23 protein-coding genes and 2 pseudogenes are annotated in these 26,979 nt (G+C 46.8%); 17 read left to right on the top strand and 8 right to left on the bottom strand.

Annotated features, from left to right (window positions below):
* Positions 1–14 precede the first annotated feature (14 nt).
* From ABK447_RS17365 to ABK447_RS17330, 8 genes and pseudogenes are all read left to right on the top strand, one after another.
* Positions 15–599 (top strand): annotated as a pseudogene (locus tag ABK447_RS17365) (transcriptional regulator); the annotation flags it as partial.
* Positions 597–1,739 (top strand): annotated as a pseudogene (locus tag ABK447_RS17360) (glycoside-pentoside-hexuronide (GPH):cation symporter); the annotation flags it as partial. The pseudogenes ABK447_RS17365 and ABK447_RS17360, both read left to right, overlap by 3 nt.
* Positions 1,740–1,840: 101 nt before the next feature.
* On the top strand, positions 1,841–2,803 hold the full coding sequence (locus ABK447_RS17355; RefSeq protein ID WP_100001269.1) for a carbohydrate kinase: 963 nt from the start codon (positions 1,841–1,843) through the stop codon (positions 2,801–2,803).
* Between the two features lie 233 nt (positions 2,804–3,036).
* Positions 3,037–3,354 carry a YjdJ family protein gene (locus ABK447_RS17350; RefSeq protein WP_025284358.1) on the top strand — a complete coding sequence of 106 codons (318 nt, stop codon included), beginning with the start codon at positions 3,037–3,039 and terminating at the stop codon, positions 3,352–3,354.
* A 113-nt stretch (positions 3,355–3,467) separates the two neighbouring features.
* Positions 3,468–4,154: a PspA/IM30 family protein gene (locus ABK447_RS17345; RefSeq protein WP_015239300.1), complete on the top strand. Its 687-nt coding sequence runs from the start codon at positions 3,468–3,470 to the stop codon at positions 4,152–4,154.
* A 50-nt stretch (positions 4,155–4,204) separates the two neighbouring features.
* Entirely contained in the window at positions 4,205–5,230 is a 1,026-nt protein-coding gene (locus ABK447_RS17340) for a TFIIB-type zinc ribbon-containing protein (protein ID WP_007408871.1), read from the top strand.
* Entirely contained in the window at positions 5,230–5,991 is a 762-nt protein-coding gene (locus ABK447_RS17335; protein ID WP_012116978.1) for a YgcG family protein, read from the top strand. The genes ABK447_RS17340 and ABK447_RS17335 overlap by 1 nt, the downstream gene beginning before the upstream one ends.
* A 26-nt stretch (positions 5,992–6,017) precedes the next feature.
* Positions 6,018–7,022: an SPFH domain-containing protein gene (locus ABK447_RS17330; protein WP_020955434.1), complete on the top strand. Its 1,005-nt coding sequence runs from the start codon at positions 6,018–6,020 to the stop codon at positions 7,020–7,022.
* A 41-nt stretch (positions 7,023–7,063) separates the two neighbouring features.
* Here ABK447_RS17330 and ABK447_RS17325 read toward each other — a convergent pair whose 3' ends face one another.
* The 4 genes from ABK447_RS17325 to ABK447_RS17310 all read right to left on the bottom strand — a co-directional run bounded on the left by ABK447_RS17325 (position 7,064) and on the right by ABK447_RS17310 (position 11,847).
* Positions 7,064–8,995, bottom strand: a complete 1,932-nt coding sequence (locus ABK447_RS17325) for an acyltransferase family protein (RefSeq protein ID WP_094031555.1) — start codon at positions 8,993–8,995, stop codon at positions 7,064–7,066.
* A gap of 271 nt (positions 8,996–9,266) precedes the next feature.
* Positions 9,267–10,127 carry an anti-sigma-V factor RsiV gene (gene rsiV, locus ABK447_RS17320; RefSeq protein ID WP_012116981.1) on the bottom strand — a complete coding sequence of 287 codons (861 nt, stop codon included), beginning with the start codon at positions 10,125–10,127 and terminating at the stop codon, positions 9,267–9,269.
* Entirely contained in the window at positions 10,127–10,624 is a 498-nt protein-coding gene (locus ABK447_RS17315) for an RNA polymerase sigma factor (protein ID WP_003155802.1), read from the bottom strand. Before ABK447_RS17315 ends, rsiV begins: the two co-directional genes overlap by 1 nt.
* Positions 10,625–10,806: 182 nt before the next feature.
* Positions 10,807–11,847 (bottom strand): 2,3-butanediol dehydrogenase, encoded by a 1,041-nt coding sequence (locus tag ABK447_RS17310; protein ID WP_012116982.1) that lies wholly within the window; start codon positions 11,845–11,847, stop codon positions 10,807–10,809.
* A 363-nt stretch (positions 11,848–12,210) separates the two neighbouring features.
* Here ABK447_RS17310 and ABK447_RS17305 point away from each other — a divergent pair, with 363 nt between their 5' ends.
* Positions 12,211–12,579 (top strand): RlpA-like double-psi beta-barrel domain-containing protein, encoded by a 369-nt coding sequence (locus ABK447_RS17305; RefSeq protein ID WP_012116983.1) that lies wholly within the window; start codon positions 12,211–12,213, stop codon positions 12,577–12,579.
* Positions 12,580–12,644: 65 nt separating this feature from the next.
* Complete coding sequence (locus ABK447_RS17300) at positions 12,645–13,691, top strand: PD40 domain-containing protein (protein WP_012116984.1); 1,047 nt, start codon at positions 12,645–12,647, stop codon at positions 13,689–13,691.
* Between the two features lie 30 nt (positions 13,692–13,721).
* Here the strand turns inward: ABK447_RS17300 and ABK447_RS17295 are convergent, their stop codons facing one another.
* From ABK447_RS17295 to gabP, 4 genes are all read right to left on the bottom strand, one after another.
* Positions 13,722–13,880, bottom strand: coding sequence for a hypothetical protein (locus tag ABK447_RS17295; protein WP_012116985.1), 159 nt, complete (start codon positions 13,878–13,880; stop codon positions 13,722–13,724).
* A 98-nt stretch (positions 13,881–13,978) separates the two neighbouring features.
* The gene (locus ABK447_RS17290) at positions 13,979–14,188 is read right to left on the bottom strand and encodes a cold-shock protein (protein WP_007408879.1); all 210 of its coding nucleotides are present in this window, start codon (positions 14,186–14,188) and stop codon (positions 13,979–13,981) included.
* Positions 14,189–14,392: 204 nt separating this feature from the next.
* Positions 14,393–15,931, bottom strand: a complete 1,539-nt coding sequence (cotA, locus tag ABK447_RS17285) for an outer spore coat copper-dependent laccase CotA (protein WP_094031556.1) — start codon at positions 15,929–15,931, stop codon at positions 14,393–14,395.
* A 109-nt stretch (positions 15,932–16,040) separates the two neighbouring features.
* On the bottom strand, positions 16,041–17,426 hold the full coding sequence (gene gabP, locus ABK447_RS17280; protein ID WP_007408881.1) for a GABA permease: 1,386 nt from the start codon (positions 17,424–17,426) through the stop codon (positions 16,041–16,043).
* 386 nt (positions 17,427–17,812) lie between these two features.
* Between gabP and ABK447_RS17275 the strand changes: the two genes are divergently transcribed.
* The 7 genes from ABK447_RS17275 (at position 17,813) to ABK447_RS17245 (ending at position 26,959) form a co-directional block, all read left to right on the top strand.
* Positions 17,813–18,685 (top strand): cation diffusion facilitator family transporter, encoded by an 873-nt coding sequence (locus ABK447_RS17275; protein ID WP_094031557.1) that lies wholly within the window; start codon positions 17,813–17,815, stop codon positions 18,683–18,685.
* 138 nt (positions 18,686–18,823) lie between these two features.
* On the top strand, positions 18,824–19,786 hold the full coding sequence (locus tag ABK447_RS17270; protein WP_094031558.1) for a MoxR family ATPase: 963 nt from the start codon (positions 18,824–18,826) through the stop codon (positions 19,784–19,786).
* Positions 19,786–20,970: a DUF58 domain-containing protein gene (locus ABK447_RS17265; protein ID WP_094031559.1), complete on the top strand. Its 1,185-nt coding sequence runs from the start codon at positions 19,786–19,788 to the stop codon at positions 20,968–20,970. The genes ABK447_RS17270 and ABK447_RS17265 overlap by 1 nt, the downstream gene beginning before the upstream one ends.
* An 18-nt stretch (positions 20,971–20,988) precedes the next feature.
* Positions 20,989–23,196, top strand: a complete 2,208-nt coding sequence (locus ABK447_RS17260; protein ID WP_094031560.1) for a DUF4129 domain-containing transglutaminase family protein — start codon at positions 20,989–20,991, stop codon at positions 23,194–23,196.
* Between the two features lie 163 nt (positions 23,197–23,359).
* On the top strand, positions 23,360–24,901 hold the full coding sequence (gene guaA, locus ABK447_RS17255) for a glutamine-hydrolyzing GMP synthase (protein ID WP_007408887.1): 1,542 nt from the start codon (positions 23,360–23,362) through the stop codon (positions 24,899–24,901).
* A gap of 103 nt (positions 24,902–25,004) precedes the next feature.
* Entirely contained in the window at positions 25,005–25,538 is a 534-nt protein-coding gene (locus tag ABK447_RS17250; RefSeq protein WP_033574951.1) for a sigma-70 family RNA polymerase sigma factor, read from the top strand.
* The gene (locus tag ABK447_RS17245) at positions 25,520–26,959 is read left to right on the top strand and encodes a DUF4179 domain-containing protein (RefSeq protein ID WP_191974091.1); all 1,440 of its coding nucleotides are present in this window, start codon (positions 25,520–25,522) and stop codon (positions 26,957–26,959) included. Before ABK447_RS17250 ends, ABK447_RS17245 begins: the two co-directional genes overlap by 19 nt.
* Positions 26,960–26,979 lie beyond the last annotated feature (20 nt).

Genomic DNA, 26,979 nt, shown 5'->3' with positions numbered 1-26,979 from the left:
GGAGGTGCAGGCTAATGGCCGAACTTGAAAACCGGACACATTTTGCAGAACTGCTGGCGCCTGCCGTCAAATCGCTGAAACTTCATCCTGATTATAAAGTCAGAAGGAAAAAGAACGAAAAAACAGGACAGTCTTATATAGATCAAATCGCACTCCGATTAGGCGTTTCCTCTAACACGATCAAAAGCTGGATCGGACAGATGGGCGCAAACTACATTCCCGGACGAATTGACGACGGAAAGCTGTTCGGCATGATCTGGATCATTATAGAAAAGACTGATATGGATTCTGAATGGCTGACCGGCCTTCTGGAAACCACCACCATACCCGTCATCAAACCCGCATTGCCCGTTTGGACGGCGTCTTGTCTAAAAAAAGCAAAAATACTCCGGAAAGACGGATCATTCGGAGCACCGAGTGATGACGATGTTGAAAAAGCAGTAAAGCGGCTGTTTCATGACAGACCAAGCCACGAAACGAATGCGCTTACAAGAAAGTCCGTCACGCATAACTTACCGTCACGCCGGACGGGGAACTTTATCGGCCGCGACTTTGATATAGAGGCGATTCGGCAATGGATGCTGTCTCCGTCACCGGTTTTAGACAAGACGAATACAAGATGGGGAAAGGCAAGGCCGTATCTTTTGTGGGTGGCGTTTCCTTTTGCGCTATTTACGTTCTTATGCTTCACGACCCCCCATTTCGGCGAGACGGGGAACATGGTTTATGCGTACATCACTTATATTCTGCTTGGGATGTCCTTCAGCATGCAGACGATTCCGGTCAACAGCTTAACGGGGCGGATGACGAATTCCGTGGAGGAACGGACGGTTCTGACGACGACCCGGATGATTTTAGTTTATATCGGAATTCTGTTATCGATTTCCTGTGCGACACCGCTTGCGGACGCCATCGGCGGGAAAGATCAGGCGTTTGGATTTCAGATGACGGCGCTCATCTATGCGGCTGTCAGCATCGTTTTGAATCTATTTAGTTTCTTTACTGTACGGGAGCGGATTCAGCCTGAAAAAAGAAAAAAACAAGGAATGAAAAAGACGTTGTCTGTTTTGTTCCGAAACAAGCCTTTGCTCATTTTGGTTTCTGCATTTTTGGCGTTTGCGATTGGGTTTAACATTAAGCTCAGCACGATGGTGTACTATTTTACGTATAACGTCAGCCATAAGGAATTTGTGTTTTTAGGAACCGTGTTGTTTTTCGGCGCAGCGCTGATCAGCAATCTGTTTATTCCTTTCTTTTCTGAGAAGCGGGGCCGGAAGCAGGTTATGATCATCACGGCGGCGCTATCGCTGATTTCTTATGCGGGCCTTCAGTTTACATCGTATTCTTCGCTGCCGCTTATTTTCTTTTGGCTTTTCGTTTCGGGATTTTTCACGACGCCTTTAAATACGCTTGCTTGGGGAATGGTTGCCGATTGTGTCGATTATGCGGAATGGAAAACCGGAGTCCGGGCTGATGGCGTGGTGATTTCGAGCATGAGTTTCATCAATAAGCTCGGAGTTGCGTTAGCCGGGTCATTTTCGGCCGTTTATCTCGGAATCGCCGGATATGCCGCGAATACCGATCAGACCGCCTCGTCATTGAATGCGATTAAAAATATGAATGCGCTCATTCCGGGATTGTTCATTCTGCTGTCTATTATTCTTATTTCTTTTTATCCTTTAACTGAAAAAAAATATCAGCAGATGATGTCTGATCTGGAGCAAAGGGCTGCCAGATAAGTATACGTAAAATTTAAAATATTCTATGTAAACGGTTGTATTTATGACAGAAAGCACTATACTGAAACTATAATCGAGAATTGATAAATGAGTGTGATAATGTGAGAAGCCAATCTGTTATTTGTATTGGAGAATTGTTAATTGATTTCTTTTGTACCGATGTGGATGTTGATTTGACGAAAGGGCGCAACTTCTTAAAAAGTGCCGGCGGCGCACCGGCGAATGTGTCGGCAGCGATTGCTAAGCTGGGCGGAGACGCGGCTTTCAGCGGAAAAACAGGCAAAGATCCGTTCGGGTATTTTCTGAAGCAGACATTGGACGCCGTACACGTCGATACCTCTATGCTCGTCATGGATGAGAAAGCGCCTACAACGCTTGCGTTTGTTTCATTAAAACAAAATGGGGAGCGCGACTTTGTGTTTAACAGAGGAGCGGACGCTTTGTTTACGCTGGATGATATTGATCTGGAAAAGGTAAACGATGCGAAAATCGTTCATTTCGGATCAGCGACAGCATTGTTATCTGATCCGTTTTGCTCAGCCTATTTACGGCTGATGTCGATTGCGAAAGATAATGGACAGTTTATTTCCTTCGATCCTAACTACCGTGAGGATTTATGGAAAGGAAGAGTTTCAGAGTTTATAAACACCGCAAAAAAAGCCGTTGCCGTAAGTGATTTTGTGAAAGTCAGTGACGAAGAGCTTGAGATCATCAGCGGTGCGAAGGATCATAAAGAAGGTGTTGCGGTTCTTCATGAGCTCGGGGCCGGTATTGTGGCGGTGACACTCGGGAAAAGCGGGACCCTTCTTTCAAATGGGAAGGATATTGACATCATTCCGAGCATTCCGGTGACATCAATAGACTCAACGGGAGCGGGAGATGCGTTTGTCGGCGCGGCGCTGTATCAGCTGGCGCGCACGGATGAGATTCAGACGGCAGCCGATGATTTTGCGAAGCTGCGTGATATTGTCTCATTTGCCAATAAGGTGGGGGCGCTCGTGTGCACCAAAATCGGTGCGATCGATGCTTTGCCGAGTTTAAAAGAGGTTGAAGTATCACTGTAAAATATCGAGGATGCTTCTTGAAAGTCATCGGACTTCGGGAAGCATCCTCTTTTATTTAGGCCTGAAACCCTTTTCGATATAAGGTATACTTTAGAAAGGCATCCAGTAAATTGAACCGCTGTGAAGTTCATACAATAACTTTTTTATCAGTTCTGAGTAAAACCAAGTTTCTGCTGCTGCCGTCATGTATAGTGTGACGGCCTGTGATATTGAACCGCGGAGGAATGTTTTTCATGAAACATGTTTTTCTTATTGTGCAATGCGCGTTTTCTGTTTTTTGTTTTCTTTGTCTCGCCGCTGTCAATTGGTATCAGGGGAGTGAGCTTGTTTCTGATTCGTTTGATTGGAATTATACGGCTAAATTTTCAAAGCTTTTGAATGGGACGGATACGATTACAAGTCCGGAACAGATTTCGCAGCTGGATTTCTTTGTGTATGCGGCGAAGCATTACCCGTTAGTGAGCGGGTTGATGATCGCGCTTTTTATTTATTTTTTGTTCTCACTGTATCTGGTCGTAAAGAATTTCCGCCGGCACAAATGGGCTGAATGAGACTATTTTCATATAAAATACATAAATTTATGAGAAAATGAAACTTTTTTCGAAAAAAACAGTATAGATAACTATGAACTTGTTACTATTTAATTTTGGGAGGAAAATGAAAAATGAGTATTTTAGGAAGATTTAAAGACATCATGTCAAGCAATATCAATGCGCTGCTGGACAAAGCTGAAAACCCTGAAAAAATGGTTGATCAATATTTGCGGAATCTGAACAGTGATTTAGGAAAAGTGAAAGCGGAGACGGCTTCTGTCATGGCTGAGGAACAGCGGGCGAAAAGAGCGTTAACAGAATGCCAGGCTGATGCCGAAAAGATGGAAAGTTATGCGATGAAAGCGTTGCAGGCCGGCAATGAAGCCGATGCGCGGACGTTTTTGGAAAGGAAAGCGGCTGTTGAATCAAGACTGACTGAGCTGCAGACGGCTTATCAGCTCGCTTCTTCCAACGCCTCTCAAATGCGCAAAATGCATGACAAGCTTGTCGCTGATATCGGAGAGCTTGAGTCGCGCCGAAATGCCATCAAAGCGAAGTGGTCTGTGGCAAAAACGCAGGAGAGAATGAACAAATTGGGGTCCTCTGTGTCAAATGCGGGCCAATCGATGACAGCTTTCGGCAGAATGGAAGACAAGGTCAACCAAGCGCTTGATCATGCCAATGCGATGGCTGAGCTGAACGCGTCTCCGAAAGACGATATTGACGATCTGACGGCTAAATATGACAGCAATCAAAGCAGTGTCGATGATGAATTGGCGGCGCTCAAGCAGAAAATGCTTTTCAGTAAAGATCAATAGACAGCGGGCTGCAGCTTTGTCCGATATAAAGAGAAAGTGAGAGAAACAGAATGATCATTTCTTATAAATGCCCGAACTGCGGCGATGATATGGTCTTTGACAGTTCATCCGGCATGCTGACATGTCACAGCTGCGGGCGGCAGGATCAGATTGAAAGCCTGCCAAAGGAGTATATTACGACGAGATTTTCCGAAAATGAGGCGAACGAGTACCGGTGTGAGAATTGCGGCGCGGTATTAATGACTGAGGCGGAAACGACGGCCACGACGTGCGGGTTTTGCGGAGGAGCCGCCGTTCTCGCCGACCGATTGTCGGGAAATCTCGCGCCTTCGATGGTGATTCCTTTTACGATCAGTAAAGAAGAGGCCATGAGCGCTTTTAAAAAGTGGTGCCGAAACGGCCGTCTGACACCGAAAGGATTTATGACTGCCGATCGGGTGAAGAGCATAACCGGCATGTACGTGCCATTTTGGATGTTTGATTTAAACAGCAAGGTTCAGGTCAATGCCGTTTGTACGAGAGTGCATCACTATGAAGATGGAGAATACCGGGTGACGGAGACCGAGTATTACAACGCGTACCGAGATATCAATCTTGATTATCTCAAAATTCCGGTCGACGCTTCAGAAAAAATGAATGATGAATTAATGGACAAATTGGAACCTTACTCATACAGTGAACTGAAGGAGTTTAATACGGCCTATTTAGCGGGATATATAGCGGAAAAGTACAATTATACCGATGACGATCTCTTTCCGCGGGCGAAGGATAAAATCAGCCATTATATTGATTCTTATATCAGATCCACCTTCTCCGGATATACGACGGCTGACATTACGGATGAGCAGATTCAGACCGATAAAATCAGCAGCTTTTACGTACTGCTTCCGGTCTGGATGGTCAGCTACGACTATGAGCGGGCTGAGCACATTTTTGCGATGAACGGGCAGACGGGCAAGGTTGTCGGCAAACCGCCGATCAGTGCCGGAAAAGTGGCCGCGTGGTTCGGCGGCATAACCGCCGGTGCGTTTTTAGCATTAAGACTCGTCTCACTTATGATAGGAGGCGGTTTTTGATGAAAGTATCGATAAAAAAAGCGTGTCTCTTCTGCTTCGTCCTTTTTCTGATGCTGTCTTTTGGTTTACATACATCGGCGTCTGCCGCGGAACAGAAGCAATATGTTTATGACAATGCTCATTTATTAACGAAGGATGAAACGAAGAAACTTGAGGAATTGGCCGGGAAGCTCGGGGCAAAGCGCCATACCGATTTTATCATTCTTACCGCAAACGGAACGGGCGGTAAGGACATCGAGCAGTACGCCGGTGATTTTTATGACAGTCATTTTAGCGGAAGCACGGCGATTTTGACCATTGATATGAAAAAGCGGGAAGTATTTATCTCCGGATATAAAAAGGCGGAGACGTATTTGAATAACAGCCGGCTGAATACGATCAGAAATACGATCTCGTCAGATATTTCCGCAGGCCATTATGAAAAGGCGTTTCAGACCTACATCAAGTTGGCTTATAAAGATATGGGGAAAAGCCCGGACGACAAGTCTGACAATCTGCTGCTCACATGGTGGTTTCAGCTCATTATTGCCGCAGCCGCGGCCGGCATCGCCGTCACTGTGATGGTGTACAATTCCGGCGGCAAGGTCACCGTCACCGGCAGCACGTATATGGATCACGATACGTCTGAAGTGCTGAGCCAGCACGACACATATATCCGAACCGACGTTACAAGAGAAAAAAAGCCTGATAAAGATAATGACAATGACGGCGGAGTCACGAGGGGCGGCACGAGTTACAGCGGAAGCAAGGGAAGTTTTTAAATTATATGTAAAGGATTTGAGCATACATGGGTTTTTTCAGAAATCAGTTAGCAAATGTGGTGGAATGGGAAGAATTCAGAGATGACATGGTTTTCTATAAATGGAACAACCGTGAAATTAAAAAAGGCAGCCGTCTGATCATCCGGCCGGGACAGGATGCCATCTTTTTATACAACGGGAAGATTGAAGGGATTTTCCGTGATGACGGCGATTATGATATCGAATCAGAAATCATTCCGTTTCTATCTACACTAAAAGGGTTTAAGTTTGGCTTTAACAGCGGCATGCGGGCTGAAGTGCTGTTTGTGAATACGAAGGAGTTCACCGTGAAGTGGGGCACAAAAAACGCTATCAACATTCCGGCGGCAGGTATGCCGGGCGGTATGCCGATCCGCGCAAACGGCACATTTAACTTCAAGGTCATTGACTACATCGGATTGATTGATAAGATTGCGGGTGTCAAAGACAGCTATTTAGTGGAGGACATTAAAATCCGGATTACGTCTATTCTCGATCAGCTTTTGATGAAATGGATCACCAGAGAAGGAAAAGACATGTTCAATCTGCAGTCGAATTCCTTTGAAATCGGAAAAGGGATTCAAGAAGATCTTGATATGCAGCTGATCGGAGACGGCATGTCGATTACGGGCTTCAATATTATGAGCTTTAATTATCCGCAGGAAGTTCAGGATATGATTACGAAAAACGCTTCTTACGGCATGGTGGGCGATGTGAACCGCTATCAGCAGATTTCCATGACGGACGGAATGTCATCCGGCAAAATGAGCGGAAGCGGCGCCGCCTCAGACATGGCGGGCATGATGATGGGAATGAATGCGGCAAATCAAATGATGAACCAAATGAACCAAAATCAGCAGAACCAGCCGCAGCAAAATCAAAGTCAGCAGAATCAGGGGACGGCACCGGCGAACGGCTCGGAAGGAGCGGCTAAGCCGAAATTTTGTCCGAACTGCGGAACGAAAACGGAAGGCGCGAATTTTTGCCCGAATTGCGGACAGAAGCTTGCCTGACGATATACGAAAAAGAGGCCTTTTTGGGGCCTCTTTTTTTGTCATGATTTCATTGTTTGAACGATGAGGGATGTCAGCGCTTTAGACCCCTCAGGTATGAGATGGACGCCGTCCGGTGTGAAGTATTCAGGGTGCTGCAATGCTTTTGCGTGCCAATCGACAAGCGTCACATTTTTGCGAGACTCGGCCTGCCGACGCAATGATTCGTTTACTTTGCTTTCCCACTGCCGCGGCACACGCGTGTTGACAAGATAGATATCGGCTTTTGAAAAGGAGCTGATCAGTGATTCAATTTGGCTGTTTGTGAAATAGCCGTTCGTCCCTAACTCGATGATGACCGCTTTGTTCGGCTGATTAAATGACGCATATTCCGAAGTGAGCTGGAGTGCTTGAGAGACTTGTCTTCCTACCTTTCCGTCGATGGTGACATGAGGGAGGGACTGCCGCAGGTATGACGCAATGTCCAGCATCACCGAATCACCGATGGCCAGCACGTCTTGCTGAGGCTGTGTTTGTTTTGGATCAGCCGTTTTTTGAGATGACCGTTCCTTTTTCTCTTCGTTTTTCTTTGTATTTGATTTGTCTGTTGGTTCTTTCTTGTTTTTGTCTGACGCGGTGTCTGTTTTTTCGCCGCCGTGTTTTTTCTTGCTGTCATCTTCTTTTGCCGGTTGATCGTGATCGGCCGTCTTGTGCGAAGAGGCGGCGGTTTCTTGCTGATCATTTTGCGCGTACGTCCATTGCGGCTGTTTTTTCTCTTCGGCTATTCCTGACAGCCCGCCCGCAAATACGAGAATGGCGGCAAGAATAAGGCCGAGCGACATTCTGCTGATGACAGAGGACGTCTTCCATTCCAGAAAGCGGTTCAGAAACACGCGGCGTAAAAATGGCCGGAAGCCCGCAGTGCGGATCGGCTGTTCAATGAAATGGTAAGACAGCTCGGCAAGAATGAAAGTGGCGCCGATTCTGACGGCGCAGTGCCAATAAACCGGATTTCCGATTTCCTGCACGGGTGTGCTCAGTACGAAAACCGGGTAATGCCAAAGGTAGATTCCGTATGATCTCGTTCCGATCCAGCGAAGCGGCTTCCATGAAAGGACATGTCCCAAAAAGCTGCTCGGATGGCATAAACATGCGACAAGAACCGCTGCGGTGATGCTGATCAAAAGCATGCCGCCCTTGTACAGGAAGGGTTCATATTCATCTGTGTAAAAGACGCAAAGCAGCAGCGCGGCAAAAGCGGCAAGCTCCGTCCCGTGAAGCAGGTGTTTCATGCTGCTCGGCAGCCGTTTGGAAGATAATCGTTTCATCGGCCACACTAAAGCTAAAGCGCAGCCGATCAGCAATTCAAATGAGCGGGTATCCGTCCCGTAATAAACGCGGCTCGGATCTCCGCCGGGCACATACATCATACTCATTACGACTGCCGAACATAACGCGAGAAACATGACCGCGGCCGCAAGCCGGGCCCGTGTTTTACATATGTACATTCCCGCAAGCAGCAGGAAGGGCCATATGATATAAAACTGTTCTTCAATCGCCAGTGACCAAAGGTTTTTTAATGGCGAAGGGGAGCCGAAGCTGTCGAAATAAGAAAGTTGATGAAAGATAAACCACCAATTGCTTATGTAAAAAAGTGAGGAGACCGCATCCCCGCGTACGGTATGCAGGAGCTCGCTGTTAAACAATACGACCCAAATGACCGTCGTGATAATCATGAGATAAGCCGCCGGCAGAAGCCGCCTGATCCGGCGCACCCAAAAATCACGCAAATCAAGGGTGATGGCATTGCCTTGGGCAGGCAATATAATAGATGTAATTAAATACCCCGATAAAACAAAAAAGATATCAACACCAATGAAACCGCCGTCGGCCCAGTTAAAATTCAGATGATATGCGATAACTGCGAGGACGGCAAAGGCGCGAAGTCCATCCAGTCCGGGAATATAGCGGTGATGCAGTGACTTGTCTGACATGGTATTCCTCCAATAATGTGTGCGGAAATTCTCGCTGTTTTGCGGATGGCTATGGCAGATTTCTGTACAGTCTTCCATTTGTTCCGTTAATTAGACGCATTCGGAAGGGGATTTTGTTTCAGAAAAAGTGAATGAAATGCTGTGATTTTCTTAAACTTTTCAGCCCCCGTCCGGCGTCTGTTATATGAAAAGGGTCCCTTGTGCATCTTGGCTGTTGCGGGACGAAAGAAAAAATCCATGATCTGCGGATATCATGGATTTTTTTCTTTCTTTATCTGATGTAGCGGTCTCCGACAAGCAGCTTGGAGATGACGGAGGTCGGTATTGTAAACTCTGTAACGCCCATATATCCGGGTGCCGCTTCATATTCGTCAAATGAAATAACAAGTTTGTGCTTATCTGTAATATAAAAATTCTGGTCGGCGCGGATGGCTTTAAAAGGCTCCGTCATATCATCATCTTCGACCCAGTATATTTTATTCGGATCTTCTTTCATCTGTTTTTTCATTTGTTCTTTAATATTTTCACTGATGACTTTAATATAACGGTCATCTTTAAATAAACTCTTTAACGTAAGCACGGCCTCATTCTTTTTATCAATCGTGATGTAACGGCTTTGCGTATAAGATGAAGCTTGTGTTTTTTCGATATCACGGCGGATTGAGATCAAATCCGCTGTGTCAGTAACGGTTTCATAATCGCTGTAAATACTGAGGTGGCCTTTTTTGCTTTTTGAGGTCGCCTTCATAAATTCCTGATACAGCTCTTTGCTTTCTTTCATATAATGCCGATTGATGCTGTCTTCGAGTTTATGATCGGAAAGTCCGGACAGAGCGGGCGTTTTCACATCAATGCTTGATTGGTTCTTTTCTTCCTTCATCTCCGTGAATGTGATGGCTTGGACGACTTTGCCGATGACGGGGATTTTAGACATGGCTTGTGCGGCATCCGGATTGATATTGACAACGGCGGTAAATAAGACGGCCGCAGCGACTGCCGCGGATGTCGGCCACATTACGATTCGTTTTTTCTTCGGTTTTTGCTGAAGGGCTTTTTCGACAATGCTGTCCAGTTCCTTAGGAATGGGCACACTTTTATACTCTTCTCTTAATTGTTCTAATCTCTTTTCCATTAAGAAAGATCCTCCTTCGTCAGCTGAATGCGCATGAGCTTCAGCCCCCTGTAAAGGCGTGTTTTGACGGTGTTGATGTTTTCCCCCGTGATATCCGCGATTTCTTCTAATTTCAGGTCTTCAAAGAAACGCAGAATGATAATGGTTTTATATTGATGCGGCAGGTCATCAAGCGCTTCGTGAAGGTCTGTGTCTTTGTAGTGATCTTCCTTTCCGCGGCTTAAAAACTCGATCGTTTCATCGTCCATCACTTTCAGTTTTTTCTGTTTGCGGAGAAAATCAATGGCCGTGCGCACTAAAATTTTATAAAACCAGCTTTTGATCACATCGGGGTTTTTGACTGATTCGACCGATGTCAGCGCTTTTTGAATTGATTCCTGAACAATATCTAACGCGTCATCCTTGTTCTTTACGTAACTGTACGCCAGCCGGTAAAAGTCTTCCTTGCGCTCAGTTATGCACGTCACAAGCGACGCTTTGGCTGTTTCGTTCTTCATTGCTTCAAAGGGCTCCTTTTTTAAAAATACGTATCATAGGCTGCTGCCTAAGGATAGACGGGACAGGGTGAAAAATAGTTTGCGCAGAGGGGATCATTTTTAAAAGGAAGGAAAGACGATGAGATGAAAAAAAGAGCCGGAACGGCTCTTTTTCGGATGTGTCTGTTATTCAGCTAAACGATTTAGTTCGGTTTGACTAAGATTTTCACTTGGTTTTTCTCTTTGATTAAAGCGCCGAAGCCTTCTTCAATCAGATCGTCGAGCACGATTTTTTTCGTGACGAGCTTATCTGCTGAGAAGTAGCCCTCTTTCATCAGTGCAAGAACGGAAGGGAAGATGTCACGGTATCCGATAATGCCTTTTACGGTCCGTTCTTTGATAACGATATCGTTCGGATGAATTTCCGCTCCTTTTTCCCAAATGCTGACGATAACCGTTTCACCGGCAATGTTTGTTGACTGGATCGCCTGGCGGAGAACGACAGGAACGCCTGTTACTTCATAAGAAACATCAACGCCTCCGTTTGTACGTTTAGCGATTTCTTCAACGACATCGTCCGTTTTTGACGGATCAATGATGATAGCGCCGAGTTCTTTCGCTTTTTCCTGACGTTCCGGTGAAAGTTCAACCGCGTAAATATCTGTGGCGCCGGCCGCTTTCAGGGCTTCAATCACAAGCAGCCCGATCGGTCCGCAGCCAAAAACTGCCGCCGTGTCGCCCGCTTTTAATTTGCTTTGGCGGACGGCGTAAAGCGCTACCGCTGACGGCTCAACAAGCGCGCCCTGTTCGTAAGAAAGCTCTTCAGGAAGCTTAAACAGCAATTCTTCGTCAACGGATACATATTCAGAAAATCCGCCGCCTCCTCCGGCTAAGCCTAAGAATCCCATTTGTTCATCAAGGTTATAGGCTCCCTGATGTCCGTGTGTGGCAAAAATCGGTTCCACGACGACACGGTCGCCGACGCTGTAATTTTTGACGCCTTCGCCCACTTCAACGACTTCTCCTGAGAATTCGTGACCCATCGTGACGGGCGCCATTTCGTTTGTTAACGGATGAGGTTTGCCGACCGGAATAAAGATCGGGCCTCCCAAATATTCATGAAGGTCGCTTCCGCAAATCCCGCACCATTTGACTTTAATTTTGACTTTACCCGGTTCTGCTTTAGGTTCATCAATGTTTTCGATTCGAATGTCTTTTTGATTGTGCCATCTTGCCGCTTTCATTGATTATCACTCCTAGTCTGATTGAAACGAGTATAGGTACATGATCAATATGAACCACGGTTAAAAGGAATAAAGTGCCTGCTTCCTAAAGCCTGATTTCTCAAAATATATCATATTATGCAACTATCAATAGGCCTTATAAAAAGTCCATATTGAATGCAGAAATACTCTATGAATATTATAACGCTAATGAATTAAATTTTGTAGTATAATTTACCATGGAATTATATAGAACGGGAAATTGTGCCGTCGTTATTTGCATTTCTCACCACGTTGTAATGAACATGTAAAGTGATTGAAATATTATAATCGTCTTCTTGGTGTATAATTTTGCCTAGAATAAAGAATCAGGAGGACGAAAGCTTGAAGAAGTTATTCTTAGCCTTATTGATTTTAGCAGGAAGCACGCTGGGAGCGATCAGTTACTCTTCTGATGCAAGCGCTAAAAAAGTGAACGGAAATATTACATGGTATAATGGAGTCGGTAAAAAAGGATCTTCCGGTAAAAAACTGGGGCACTGGGATTGCGCGACAAAATTAGGATTTGACGTTCCGAGAAACGGAACGAAAATCAGAGCTTATGCGAAATCAAAACCGAAAAAGGTTATCACCGTATACAAAAATGATGTAGGCCGTCTGCCGAATGCCGTATTGGATGTCAGCCCGAAAGCGTTTAAAGCGCTCGGATATCCATTAAGCAAAGGAAGAGTATCCGGACACTACAGCTATTAAAATAGACCATCTTAAAAAGCAAGGACACTGATTCTTGCTTTTTCTGATTGACGGAGAGATTGATAATGAAGAAGAAACGATGGATCTGGATGTTGCTGGCCGCCGTTTTGGCGGCGGCGGTCATCGCGGCCGTTTTACTGATTAAAGGAAAAAGCGACGGCGGCGGGAAAGCCGTTGTCTCCGGCGGCCATGACAAGCTGCTTGTTTCCATTACAGACAAAGATCTGATGACGAAATATTACGAGGACGGCCGCGTGCTGTATGAGGAAAAGCTTTCGGCATATCCGGCGTTTGCGCTCGATGACGCCCATCAGGTGCTCTATTTTGTCGGGAATAATGACCAAAATGAGATGCGTCTCTATAAGCTTGATCTGAAGACGAAAAAGAAGACGGTGCTTTATAAAGGAACGGCAAGCGCTGACAGTCTGTTTTTATCAAAGGATCTGACGCACATTTATTTCCGTCTCGGAAAAGCGGATGAAGATATTTTCCGTCTCGCATCTTTTGATTTGAAAACGAAACGTTATGAAAATCTGTATCCCGCCGCCGATGAGAAAGACGACAGTGTGAGCAGCTTCTTTTATAACCGGAGCCAAAACGATTTTGCGCTTCTGCATTATTCCGTAAAAGAGGATTATCAAAAAACGGATGAGGCAAATGAGAAGGGGATTGACCCTGAACCGACGAATATCCGGTTTGCAGCAGGAGCGGGCGAACACCTTCAGGATTTGACAAACCTTGAGCAGTTTATCAGCGACGTGGCGGTGTCACCGGACGGAAAGAACCTTGTCTTTACATCTTATACACAAAAAGGGACGGAACAAAAAGCGTCCATCCGTCTGATGAATGTCAAAACGAAAAAAGATGAAACGATTATCTCAAACGGGAAGGACTTCGCTCCGCTGATTGATGCCCAGCCTCAGTTTTCTAAAGACGGCAGCATCATTTATTTCATGGCGGAAGCAAAAGGCGCTAAGCGTCTGAAGGATGAAACGGGGCGGAATGCGAAGGTCCGGACCATTTATGCTTATCATTTGGATACGAAAAAATGCGAAAAAGTCTGGGAAAATGACAACGGCATTATTAACAGTTTTTCCGTCATCCAATCATGAAAAAAACACTCAGCGCCCGCTGGGTGTTTTTTAATGAACAAAGCTGGCTGCGGCTGAGGCGAGCCATTTGAAAAAACGGAGAATCGGAACGGCAAAATGAAGCGTTTCGATGAATGACTGTGCGGCAAGGTTCATTTTCCGCCGTTTTGCCATTTCCTTCAGATCGTTCTGCTGCCGATCGTTTTTCATGTTCATTGCTCTTTTGCATCATAAAAGGACATAATAACGCAAAGGCCTCTCATGAGACATGGAGGCCTTCTCTATGTTGAGACTCGTAAAAGGGAGGTCTAACTTGATGCCGTTTGATTATTGTTTTGGAGATTTACCAACGAACGGACGCCGTCGATCATTTTACTGCCGCAAAGGGGGCAAGTCGGGGTATCACTGCCGGCAAAATTCTTTCTGCTCCAGCCGATACAGTCCTCTTTTGTGCATTCCCACGTACTGACATCTTCTTTAGGCAGCGGTTCCTGATTACGTTTGTTGTAGTAAGACATAAAGTCACTTCTTCCCTTATGAATTTTCGTGCACTCCTTCATTGTCTCATACTTTTCCCTAATCTCCTAATTCCTTTTTCTATCCAGATTTCCAATGAGGGTGCATCGTCTTCCTGTTATTACAGTATATGCAAATAAGTGTCTTCTTATTTTTTCTTTTTGGATAAATAAAAAATCCCCTTCTTTAAAAGGGGTGATATTTGTTTACTGCTTATCCGTGACGTCCATCGGTCTCATCATGTCGTAATCTTCATGTTCTAAAATATGACAGTGCCATACGTAGCGTCCGCTGTAAGGAGCGAAGGTCGCCGCGATTCTGATGACCTCTCCCGAGTGCGCCTGCACGGTATCTTTCCAGCCTTTTTCACTTGGAGGAGGCGGGACGGCGGGGCCTGTATACACAATGTCGCCGAATTTGTTATAACGCTCTAAGTCAAAAGGGCGCCGGTCAAGGATTTGGAAGGAAACAAGGTGCAGGTGTATCGGATGGGTTCCCCCCATCGGATTGATAATCGACCAGATTTCCGTTGTGCCGAGCTTCGGCGCTTCTGTCACAGGATCATGCCATCGCTTGTTATTCAGCGTCAAAACGGGCCGGCCGTATTTGTCTTGCGTATTTGTGAGTTTAAGCATCCTGATATTGTGTATTCTCTTTGATGTCACATTAGGCATTGTTGAAAGATATTTAGGCTTCCGGCTTGTGTCTGCTCCCTTCAGCGGTTTTGTGACGCGGAATTGCATCACATTGGCGTCTGTATCCGGATCGGCGTCGCCCCCGCAGCCGGTGCCGTTCGTTAAAATGATATGTTCTCCGTCAAAGGCGGAGAAATCGATGAGCACATCATACCGCTCTGCCGGGGCTAAGCTGATAGATTGTGTTTTGACAGAGCGGGGAAGCAGTCCGCCGTCAGAACCGATTTGGATAAACTTCCCGCCGTTATTGAGCGAGAGAGAAAATGTTCTCGTATTGGAGGCATTAAGGATGCGGAAACGATATGTCCGCGGTTCAACTTCCATATACGGCCACGCTTTACCATTGACGAGAATGGTATTTCCGCAAAAAAACGGGACGATGGAAGGGTTGGGCAGCGTTTCGGAAGGGGTAGCAGGCCCGCTCGGATAAGACAAGGAACCGTCGTCATTTAACGTGCGGTCCAAAATCATAAGCGGTACGTCGTACTCTCCGGAGGGAAGCTTCAGCTGCTTTTCTTTTCGCTCGCGGATGATATACATCCCGGCAAGCCCGGCGTACACATTGAGCCTCGTAATCGCCATGGCGTGATCGTGATACCATAACAGAGCCCCGCGCTGTTTGTTTGGATAATGGTATACCTCTCTCTCAAAATAAGGACCCGTTTCCTTAAAATCCTTTGTGAACCATGCTTCCGGGTAGCCGTCGCTGTCCGGCGGCGTTGCTCCTCCGTGTAAATGGACGACGGTTTTGACATCGGGTTCCTGATGGCCGCTTTCTGAATGGTGAATGGTATGATCCACGGGCAGAAAATGCTTATCCGGAAGGTCATTCATCCATTTAATATAGACGTTTTCATCTTGGTTCACGTCGATCGTCGGGCCGGGAAATAAACCGTTATACCCCCACAGCCGGGTCGGCGGGAGATCGCGGTGCAGCTTGTGAAAGCATTCCTTCATGGTGACTTCATAATACGTGCTGCCGTCTGATTTCTTCTGCGGCTGGAGTGTTTCGATAATCGGCAGTTCATCTGCAAATTTTTCTAGTGCCATTTTTCATCCTGTCCTTATCATTTATTGAAATCCTGTACTACAGTTAATGCTGCCTGGAACAGGTTGGTTAAAAAAACACCCGCCCTTTTTTGAGGGGGGGTGTTTGCGGTTATTGCGCAATCCGGCTTTCGGAGGCGCTCTCTTTCGGTTTTTGTTTTTTGCGGAATACATAGGAGGCAAGTACCAGCAGAGTAATAAATCCTGTCAGCAGAAATTCAGACCGCATTGAACTGATAAACAGCATAGATAACAAGATGGCGCAAATGGCGATGATCGTCAGGTAGGTTAAGTACGGATAGAACCACATTTTGATTTTAAGAGATTCAGGGTTTGTCCGTTCGATTTTCTTTCTCATTCTCAGATGTGAGACGGCGATGACGAGATAGACGAGCAGTGCGATCGCCCCTGATGAATTGACCAGGAACAAAAATACGGAGTCGGGAGAAAAGTAGTTCATAACAACGGCAATATAGGAGAAAAAGGTGCCGGCGATAATGGCTTGAACCGGTACGCCTCTTTTACTCAGTTTCATAAAACGCCGCGGCGCTTCATTTCGCTCTGCCAGTGAATACAGCATCCGTGACGTCGTATAAAGCCCGGAGTTCAGGCAGGACAGAACGGCTGTCAGGACGATGAAATTCATGATTTGAGCGGCTGCGGGAACCCCGATATGGCTCAAAACGGCAACGAAGGGGCTTTCCAAAATATTAGCTGAATCCCACGGCAGCAGTGTGACCACAACCGCAATGGAACCGACGTAAAAAATAATGATCCGCCAAACGACTGAGCGGGTAGCCTTTGTGACGGATTCGACCGGATTTGACGTTTCTCCCGCTGCGATTGCGACGATTTCAGATCCCATGAAAGAAAAAATGACAACGACGATGCCGAGCAGAACGGAACTTGGACCTTTAGGGAAAAATCCGCCGCTGCCCGCCAGATTTTCCAGCCCGACCGGTTTGCTGCCGGGGACGATTCCGAAAATGAACGCAAATCCCGCGATTAAGAAGACAACGATCGTCGCTACCTTCACTAAGGAAAGCCAGTATTCAAATTCGCCGAACGATTTAACTGAATAAATATTCGTCAGTGTTAACAGCACGGTCAGAAGCAGACTCGTCAGCCATAACGGAATGCCCGGGAACCAGTACTGTATGATTCCGGCGCCTGCAATGGCTTCAATGGCAATGACGATGACCCAGAAAAACCAATACAGCCATCCGATCGTAAAACCGGCCCAAGGACCGATGGCGTCATGCGCGTACTGTGAAAACGAACCGCTTGTCGGGTTGACGGAGGACATTTCCCCCAGCATTCTCATAATAAAAATCACTAATAATCCTGCTAAAGCGTAGGAGACAATCGCTCCGGGTCCGGTGGAATGAATGACGGATCCGCTTCCGACAAATAATCCGGCGCCGATCACGCCGGCAATTGAAATCATAGTCATATGCCGGGTTTTTAATCCCTTTGATAAAGAGTTAGGCTGATTCATTCTTTGCCTCCTTTTGGTTTGTTTATGCTGAATATTCCGACAAGTATTATTCTATCATAAATGCCACAGGCAGTTGAAAATGATGTAAGAAAATATGACATTTTTTCTCGTCCGTACAGCAGAAAGTGCCGGAAGGAAAAAAAATAATTTTCTGTTATTTCTGTGTTTTAATGGTTTTGAAAATAATTCCATGAACGTGGGTTGGCGAGAATCCTTGATACGATTGGGATGAGAGGGGTTTTGTGAATGAAAATAAGTTTCCTGAGTGCATAAATGTTCTATGCTTACTATTTTTCTGTGGAAAGTGAATCATGTTTCTATAGACCCACTGTGTCCTCGCTTTGTATGATAATGAAGGAAAAATTGAACGGGAAGGAGGATTTTCAGTGGAGAGATATCATGAATTGAAAAAAGGCGAAACCGGAGCGATTGTCAGTATTGGCGCATATGCGGCATTGTCGGCTGTGAAGCTTGTAATCGGTTATTTGTTTCACTCAGAAGCGCTTCAGGCCGACGGTTTAAATAATACGACTGATATCGCGGCATCTGCGGCTGTTTTCATCGGTTTGCGCATCTCTCAGAAACCTCCTGACGAAGATCATCCTTACGGCCATTTTCGGGCGGAGACCGTCGCGTCACTCATCGCTTCCATTATTATGATGCTTGTCGGAATGCAAGTGCTGTTCAGCGCCGCGCAATCTATTTTTTCCGTTAAAGAGGAAACGCCGGATATGATAGCCGCCTGGACGGCCGCGGGGAGCGCGGTCGTGATGCTGATGGTCTATCGCTATACGAAAGGGCTTGCCAAAAAGGTAAACAGCCAGGCGCTTTCAGCTGCGGCCGCTGATAATAAATCAGATGCGCTCGTCAGTATCGGCACGTTTATCGGAATTTTTGCTTCTCAGTTCCATTTGGCTTGGGTGGATACGGTTACCGCGTTTATCATCGGATTGATCATATGCAAAACCGCGTGGGATATTTTTAAGGAATCCTCTCATTCGCTGACTGACGGCTTTGATGTCAAACATATTTCTGATTATAAAAAGACGATTGAACAGATTGCGGGCGGCAGCCGTTTAAAAGATATTAAAGCGAGATATCTGGGCAGCTCCGTTCATATTGATGTCGTCATTGAAGTGCCGTCAGATCTGAACATTAAAGAGAGTCATGAGATCGCAAATGAGATAGAACGCAAGATGAAAGAGGAACATGCCATTGACCATTCACACGTTCATATGGAGCCTCTCCAGCTGAAATAAAGCTTCCTTTCTAAAGGGAGCTTTTTCCTTTTTCAGACTGGAAACAATTCGCTGGAAACGATTTTTTATACTGTTTATATTTTGTGGTAAAGTTAGGTTACGATAATTGAAATTTGAGAGATGACTAGGAGGAGAAGAATGGCTTATAAAGAAGAGCTGCATCCGCTGCTGGAGAAAGCCGTTGAGCATATTGAAAACATCATCATAGGAAAACGGGATATCGCCATACTCAGTCTGGCCGCCATTCTCGCAAAAGGGCATGTGCTGCTGGAAGACGTGCCGGGAGTCGGAAAAACGATGATGGTCCGCGCTTTGGCCAAGCTGATCGGAGCTGACTTTAAGAGGATTCAGTTCACGCCGGATCTTCTGCCGTCAGATGTGACGGGTGTCTCTATTTATAATACGAAAACGATGGAATTTGAATACCGCCCGGGACCGATCATGGGGAATATCGTGCTGGCTGATGAAATTAACAGAACCTCTCCGAAAACACAGTCTTCCCTGCTTGAGGCAATGGAGGAAGGGAATGTCACGATTGACGGAAAGACAATGCGGCTGGCTGAGCCGTTTTTCGTCATGGCCACACAAAACCCGGTTGAATATGAAGGAACGTATCCGCTTCCCGAAGCCCAGCTTGACCGGTTTTTATTTAAGCTGCGCATGGGCTATCCGACTGCCGAGGAAGAGCTTCAAGTTCTGTCTTTGCAGGAAGGGCGCAATCCGCTTGAAACAATCGAGCCCGTCATTTCTAAAGAACAGTTTATCAGCCTTCAGCAAAAATTGGAGCAGGTGCGGGTGGATGATGGAATAAAAGCGTATATCGTCGGCATTACTCAGCATACCCGCCGGCATACGTCCGCACATCTGGGCGTAAGTCCGCGCGGTTCAATCTCATTAATGAAAGCTGCGCAGGCGTACGCGCTGCTTCATGACCGCGATTACGTCATTCCTGATGACGTCCAGTATTTGGCTCCGTATACGCTGCCGCACAGAATGATCCTGACCGCCGAGGCGAAATTTAACGATGTGACGCCGGAAGCGGTTATAGAAGACATCATGCAAACGGAAAAAGTCCCCGTTCAAAGGATGTCGGTCCGCTAATGAGAAAGAAGATGCATTGGCTTCTATATGGCTGGAAGCTGCTTATGTTGGCCGTACTGACGGCGGCTGTCTTTTCTTATGCCATGTTTCAGGGCGGATTTGTGAGCTGGTTTTTATTTTATGCGTTTTTGCCGTTTACCGTTTACGCCGGGCTGGTCGCTGTGTACCCGCTGCGGGCGTTTCAGGTGGCGCGTGACGTGTCCTCCGCCCAGTTAACCTCAGGCGACGGGCTGTCTGTCACCATCAGGCTGACGAGGCGCCTGCCGTTTCCGCTGACATATATGGTCATTGAAGATGTGATGCCGGAAACGCTTGGCGAGAGGCGCAGTGCGAAACAGCTCGTGTTTCCGTGGTTTCAAAGGAAGCTGACGTTACAATATGAGCTGCCGCAGGTGCCGCGCGGAGAGCATCGTTTACATACGATAAGAGTGCGCACGGGAGATGTTCTCGGGCTTTTGGACAAGACGGCGTCGTTTTCCGTTACGGATACGGTTCTGGTTTTCCCGGCGTACGGGTCTGTTCACTATAAGCCGCAGGCCGCCTCCGGGGAAGAGGGTGCGGCTGCCGGCGCTCCGTTTCAGGTACACCGCTCCGCAATGGCTGCGAGCGTCAGAAATTATCAGCCGGGCGACCGGTTTTCCGCACTTGACTGGAAAACATCAGCGCGGCGAAATGAGCTGATGACGAAGGAATTTGACCCGCTGCAGAGTGTGAATATGATTCTCCTTTTGGACTGCAGGCCGTCCCCATCGTTTGAAGCCGCGGTATCAGCTTCGGCATCCCTGCTTTACACGGCGCTTGTGAAGGGCTCTCCCGCAGGATTTATTTCATTGGGGAGCGACCGGACCGTATTTCCCGTCCGGGAGGGAGACCGGCATTTCAGAAAGATGCTGCGTTACCTGGCATCAGCTTCAGAATCGGAAGAAGCCGATGCAGGCGGGCGTTTAGGAAAAGAGCTGGCGGATCCGCGCGTCCGCAAAGCTTCCATTGCCGTCGTGACGGGCAGTCTTACAGAAGACCTTCTCAAACAGGCTGAGCCCGGCCGTGCTGACATGACGGTGTTTTTGGCGAAAGAAACGAATGCCGCGCTTTCGGAGAAAGAACGGAAACTCGCTCTCATCTTCGCTCAAAAAAATATTAAGGTGCAAATGATCAGGGACAAACGGGTGTCCCATGTTGTTTAGAAAGAGAGGTGGCGCGCCATGCCGCATGACGAGAACCAGGGAAGCAGGCTGAGTCTGCTGCTGTTTTATTTTCTCGCTTTTTTATTGTTATGGGAATGGCTCAGGCCGCTGCACAATTTTACGGATACAAAACATACCGGTTTTTTCATCGTTTTTATCGGTTTGGCATTTCTGCTGTCATTCTTCCGGATGAGGTGGTACGTCACCGTGCCGTCCTGCATTCTGTTTACGTTGATCAGTATTCACATCCTGTTTTATAAAGGTTCGGTTTTTCAGCCGGAATGGCTCGTTTCTTTTTTGCGGGACGTGATGCAAAATGCCCGCCACATCGGGTCCGGAAGATGGAATGACATGAATCCGTCATTCCGCACATTGCTGTTTTTTGTGCTTTTATGGCTGCTCGTGTATTTGCTGCATTACTGGGTGATCTATCAGCGGAAAATATTATTCTTTTTTATCATGACGGTGGCGTATATCACCGTGCTTGATACGTTTACTCCTTATGATGCCGCGTACGCCGTCATCCGGATCGTCTTTATCGGCTTTTTGATGATGGGGCTTTTGTATATGGAGCGCATCCGGCTTACGGAACACATAGCGTTTAAAAAAAGATTGATACTCAAATGGTTTCTGCCGCTGATGCTGTTTATCTGCGCTTCCGTCGTGTTCGGTCTGGCGGCTCCGAAATCAGACCCGAACTGGCCGGACCCCGTGCCGTTTCTTAAAAAAATAACAAACCACAAAGAAGTGCCCGCCGCCGAAAGCAAAATCGGCTACGGCAATCATGATGAAACATTGGGCGGCCCTTTTCAGCAGGATGATACGCCGGTTTTCACATGGAACGGAAAAGAACGGGCGTACTTCCGGGTGGAAACGAAGGATACATACACGGGGAAAGGCTGGGTGGAGACCGATCAGGGCATGTCCTATAAACTGAACGGCGGCAACGTGGAAGATATATGGTTTGACCGGAGTGTGCAGACGAGACGGTATACGGCACAGGTGTCCATTGATGAGAATTATCTCTATAATCACGTCATGTATCCGATCGGCGTCTCCAATATTAAACCGAAGCACTCGATTCAGCTTGAAATGAACGGAAACACCGAGCAAATTACGCCGGTCAGTGAACAAGTGGGCAACATCCGCAATATGGGACGGTACACGGTGACTTTTCAGGCGCCCGTCTTTAAGCTGAATGATCTCAGAAAAGTGAAAGTGAAACGATACCGTGAGCAGAATCAATTCAATGACCGGTATTTACAGGTCCCCGACAGCCTTCCGAAAAGAGTGAGACAGCTTGCGGACAGACTGACGCGGGATCATCATAATATGTTCGATAAAGCGAAGGCGATCGAGGATTATCTCGGATCTTCCGCATTTTCGTATAATACACAGGATGTCGCGGTTCCGGAGCACAATCAGGATTATGTCGATCAATTTCTGTTTGAAACGAAAAGAGGATATTGTGATAACTTTTCATCGGCAATGGCTGTGCTGCTCCGCTCTGCGGGAATCCCCGCCCGTTGGGTGAAGGGCTATACATCCGGCGAATATAAAGGGGCAGGCGACCATAACGGCCACATTTATGAAGTCACAAACAACAACGCCCATTCGTGGGTAGAAGTGTATTTTCCCGATCAGGGCTGGGTGACGTTTGAGCCGACAAAAGGCTTCACCAATCCGACGGAGTTTACGTCAGAGCAAAATCATACCGCGGCAAAAGACAGCGGAGGCTCAGCGGGAAATTCGGATGAACCGTCTGACAAGCAGCGTCAGGAAACAAAGCCGGAAAAAGAGGAAAAGCCGAAAAAGCGGGATCACAGCGCGGCACCGCAGCCTGTGATCCGCAACAAAACCGCGGCACAGCTATGGCCGTATGCAGCCATCGTCATCGTGATTTCAGCCGCGGCGGCACTCGCCTGGCTTCTCCGGGCGCGCTGGATTCCGCACGTTACAGCAGCCAGATTGAAGCGGCGAACGGATGAAGACGTCTTTTTCGACGCATATGCCGCGCTGCTCCGCCAGCTGAAACGAAAAGGATTCAGCAGGGGAGACGGAGAAACACTGCGCGATTTTGCTGCGAGGATTGACGAGGCGCACCATACAAACGACATGTCCGAGCTGACGCTGCGCTATGAGCGGGCCTTATACCGCAGGGATAATGCCGCAAAGCTTTGGGATGAATCGGGACAGTTGTGGGAAAATATAATTAAAACAAGATAGTCTTGACCGCATATCGTCCTGTTGTTAGAATAAATGAATGTTAAATGGGAGCCCGGGAGCGTTAAAAAGCCGGGCTTCCGTACAAGTCTTGCGCGACAGAGGGCTGAACGTTTGTCCTCCGTTTTTTCTGTGTCAAAAACTTAGAGGAGATTAGGTGACAACCATGACGAAGTTAGTGAATGAAATGATTCTTGTTCTTGATTTCGGCAGTCAGTATAACCAGCTGATTACCCGCCGGATCCGTGAATTTGGCGTATATAGCGAGCTGCACCCCCATACGTTGACAGCTGAGGAAATCAAAGAAATGAATCCAAAAGGAATTATCCTTTCAGGCGGACCGAACAGTGTATATGATGAAGGATCTTTCCGCTGTGATGAAAAAATCTTTGAACTCGATATTCCTGTATTGGGCATCTGCTACGGCATGCAGCTGATGACTCATTACCTCGGAGGGAAAGTCGAGGCGGCAAGCCAGCGCGAATACGGAAAAGCGAACATTCAGATTCAAGGAACTCCTGACTTGTTCAAAGATCTTCCGGAAGAACAGGTTGTGTGGATGAGCCACGGCGATTTGGTTGTAGAAGTTCCTGAAGGCTTCACTGTTGACGCAACAAGCCATCACTGCCCGAATTCAGCGATGAGCAAAGCGGACAAGAATTGGTACGGCGTTCAGTTCCACCCGGAAGTGCGCCACTCTGAATACGGCAATGATCTTCTGAAAAACTTTGTATTCGGCGTTTGCGATTGTGAAGGCAAATGGTCAATGGAAAACTTTATCGAAATCGAAATGCAAAAAATCCGTGAAACAGTCGGAGACAAGCAGGTTCTATGCGCGCTAAGCGGCGGTGTTGATTCCTCTGTTGTGGCTGCTTTAATTCATAAAGCGATCGGCGACCAGCTGACTTGTATTTTCGTCGATCACGGCCTGCTTCGTAAAGGCGAAGCGGAAGGCGTCATGAAAACGTTCAGCGAAGGCTTTAATATGAATGTCATTAAAGTTGATGCGAAAGACAGATTCTTAAACAAGCTGAAAGGTGTTTCTGATCCTGAGCAAAAACGCAAAATCATCGGTAACGAATTCATTTACGTGTTTGATGATGAAGCGGACAAGCTGAAAGGCATCGATTACCTTGCGCAAGGAACGCTTTACACGGATATTATCGAGAGCGGTACTGCAACGGCGCAAACGATCAAATCGCATCACAATGTCGGCGGACTTCCTGAAGATATGCAGTTTGAACTGATCGAACCGCTGAACACCCTTTTCAAAGACGAAGTGCGCGCGCTCGGCACAGAGCTCGGCCTTCCGGATGATATCGTATGGCGTCAGCCGTTCCCGGGCCCTGGACTTGGCATCCGCGTACTCGGCGAAGTAACGGAAGAAAAACTTGAGATCGTTCGTGAATCAGACGCGATTCTGCGTGAAGAAGTGGCGAACCACGGCCTTGAGCGCGACATCTGGCAGTACTTCACGGTTCTTCCTGACATCCGCAGCGTCGGCGTCATGGGAGATGCGAGAACGTATGATTACACAATCGGTATCCGTGCCGTAACATCAATTGACGGCATGACATCTGACTGGGCGCGTATCCCTTGGGATGTGCTCGAAGTGATTTCGACACGGATCGTCAATGAAGTGAAACACATCAACCGCGTCGTGTATGACATTACGAGCAAGCCGCCTGCAACGATTGAGTGGGAATAAATGAAGATAAAAAAACGTCTCTTTTAAAAAAGAGGCGTTTTTTTTCATCTTTTTGAAACCGTTTTGCCCTGATTCATATCTAACAGCATAGGAGGTGGATAAGGTGAAAGAAGAACGATTGATCAAAAAGGCGAAAAAAGGTGATGCCGCAGCCTTTGAAAAACTGATCACAGCTCATCAGGAGACTTTATATAAAACAGCTTATCTCTATTTGCATCACAAGGAAGATACGCTGGACGCAGTGCAGGAAACGGTTTACAAGGCTTTTCTGCATATCGCGCAGCTGAAGGAGCCGAAATATTTTAAAACGTGGCTGATCCGGATTTTGCTTCATACGATTTTTGCGATGAGGAAAAAGCACGGAGACGTCATTCCGTTTGAGCCGCAACACGATACGCGCGCGGAGAATAAGAACATTGAAGAATACATAGATCTTCGGAATGCCCTGGAAACCCTTGACGAACATATACAGCTGACCATTCAGCTTTATTATTTTCAAGATTTCTCGATTGCTATGATCGCTGAACAGACCGGTATGGCGGAAGGCACTGTAAAAACGCATCTCCACAGGGCGAGAAAAGCATTGAAGCAGGAGCTGGAAAAGGAGGATAAACATATATGGAAAAGCATCAAATGAAGCAATTGTATCAGGACATTGACGTGCCGAAAGCTGAATTGAAAAACGTGATACACAGCGCCGCTGTCCGTGCCGGAAAAGAAGGCGCCGTCAGACGGAGATGGGGACGAAAAGTGATAAACGGACTCGCGGTTGCTGCTGCTTTGTTTATTCTGTATCTGTCCTCAGGCTTATTCATGCCCTCCGTTAATACGGCTATGGGAAACATCCCTGTTGCCGGGCAGATTTACAGGGTATTTCAGGATAAGGCAGGTTCTGCGCTGTTTAAAAGCAATTTGGTGACAAAACTGAACGAGAAAGCGGAATCGCGCGGGATTACGGTTACAGTGAAAAGTGTGTATTACGACAGCGGACAGCTCGTTTACAATTTTACCGTTGACAATTTGAAATCTAATGAGGAGGATATTCCTTTTGAAGTAGATTATAAAGACAGCCGGAATATATTATCTTTGGATTATGACAGTCAGGGCATGAAAAAAGTGAAAGACGGGCAGTACGGGGGGCAGCTTCGCTTTTTTGCGGACGGCCCAAAGATGAAAGACGGTGATAAGCTTCCGCTTGTCATTACACAAATCAAGGATATTCCCGGAAACTGGCGCTTTACACTCCCGATTAAAAAACAAAAGTCCGTTTCTCTTGAAGGAACGAAAGCTGTGAATGTCAACGGGTTATACCGCTTTTTCGATATCCGGGCGGAAAACGGAACGACGGGATCGGCTCTCCTGTATTCAGTCGACTTTCAAAATGCAGCTAAAAATGATGCCATCTCGATTGACGAAGCAACGGATGATGCAGGAAACCATTATGAAATGACGTTAGCGGCTATTGAACTTGGCAACAGGAAGAACCTTCCCGGCGGCGGGAAAAGAGTACGCGGCCAAACACAATTCAGCAAACCGATAGACCCGAAAGCGAAAACACTTTTCATAACGGGCGATGTAAAATCAGAATCAGAGCCTGGAGAAATCGTCCCTCTGAAAACAAAACTGCCCGTCAGTTATAAAACGAAACATCATCATGTCGGCATCACCATCAAAAAGATCAAACAGCAAGGCAGACGGGTGATCGTCGATTATCAATTCACAGGAATTAATTACAGCAAAGCAGATAAAGATCAGTTGATGAATGTCGGTGAGTCAATCGGTCTCGGCAATACGAAAAAAATGAAAACCTGGCCATCGCTTAATGAGTATAAAAAAGGCTATTATCTGAAAGGGAATAAGGCGAAAGTCACGAACCTTAAAACGGGTGAAATGGAATCCGTTTTTGAATTAGATGATTCGTCCGATAAAGACTATTCGTTGCGCGATTTCTCATTCGATTCATACGCTTTGTATGTCAATCGAACGTTCATGAACACTTTAGCAGGTGACGGCAAGATTACATTCTCGGTGCCGGTCCGGCCTGCGGACGGAAAATGATGTCGGGAAGGCGGCTTTTG

This window comes from Bacillus sp. hwrm1, assembly GCF_040207805.1.
Taxonomy (GTDB): Bacteria; Bacillota; Bacilli; order Bacillales; family Bacillaceae; genus Bacillus; species Bacillus velezensis.
The sequence above is the reverse complement of the archived record's forward strand: the minus strand, read 5'-3'. Positions and strand labels throughout refer to the sequence as shown.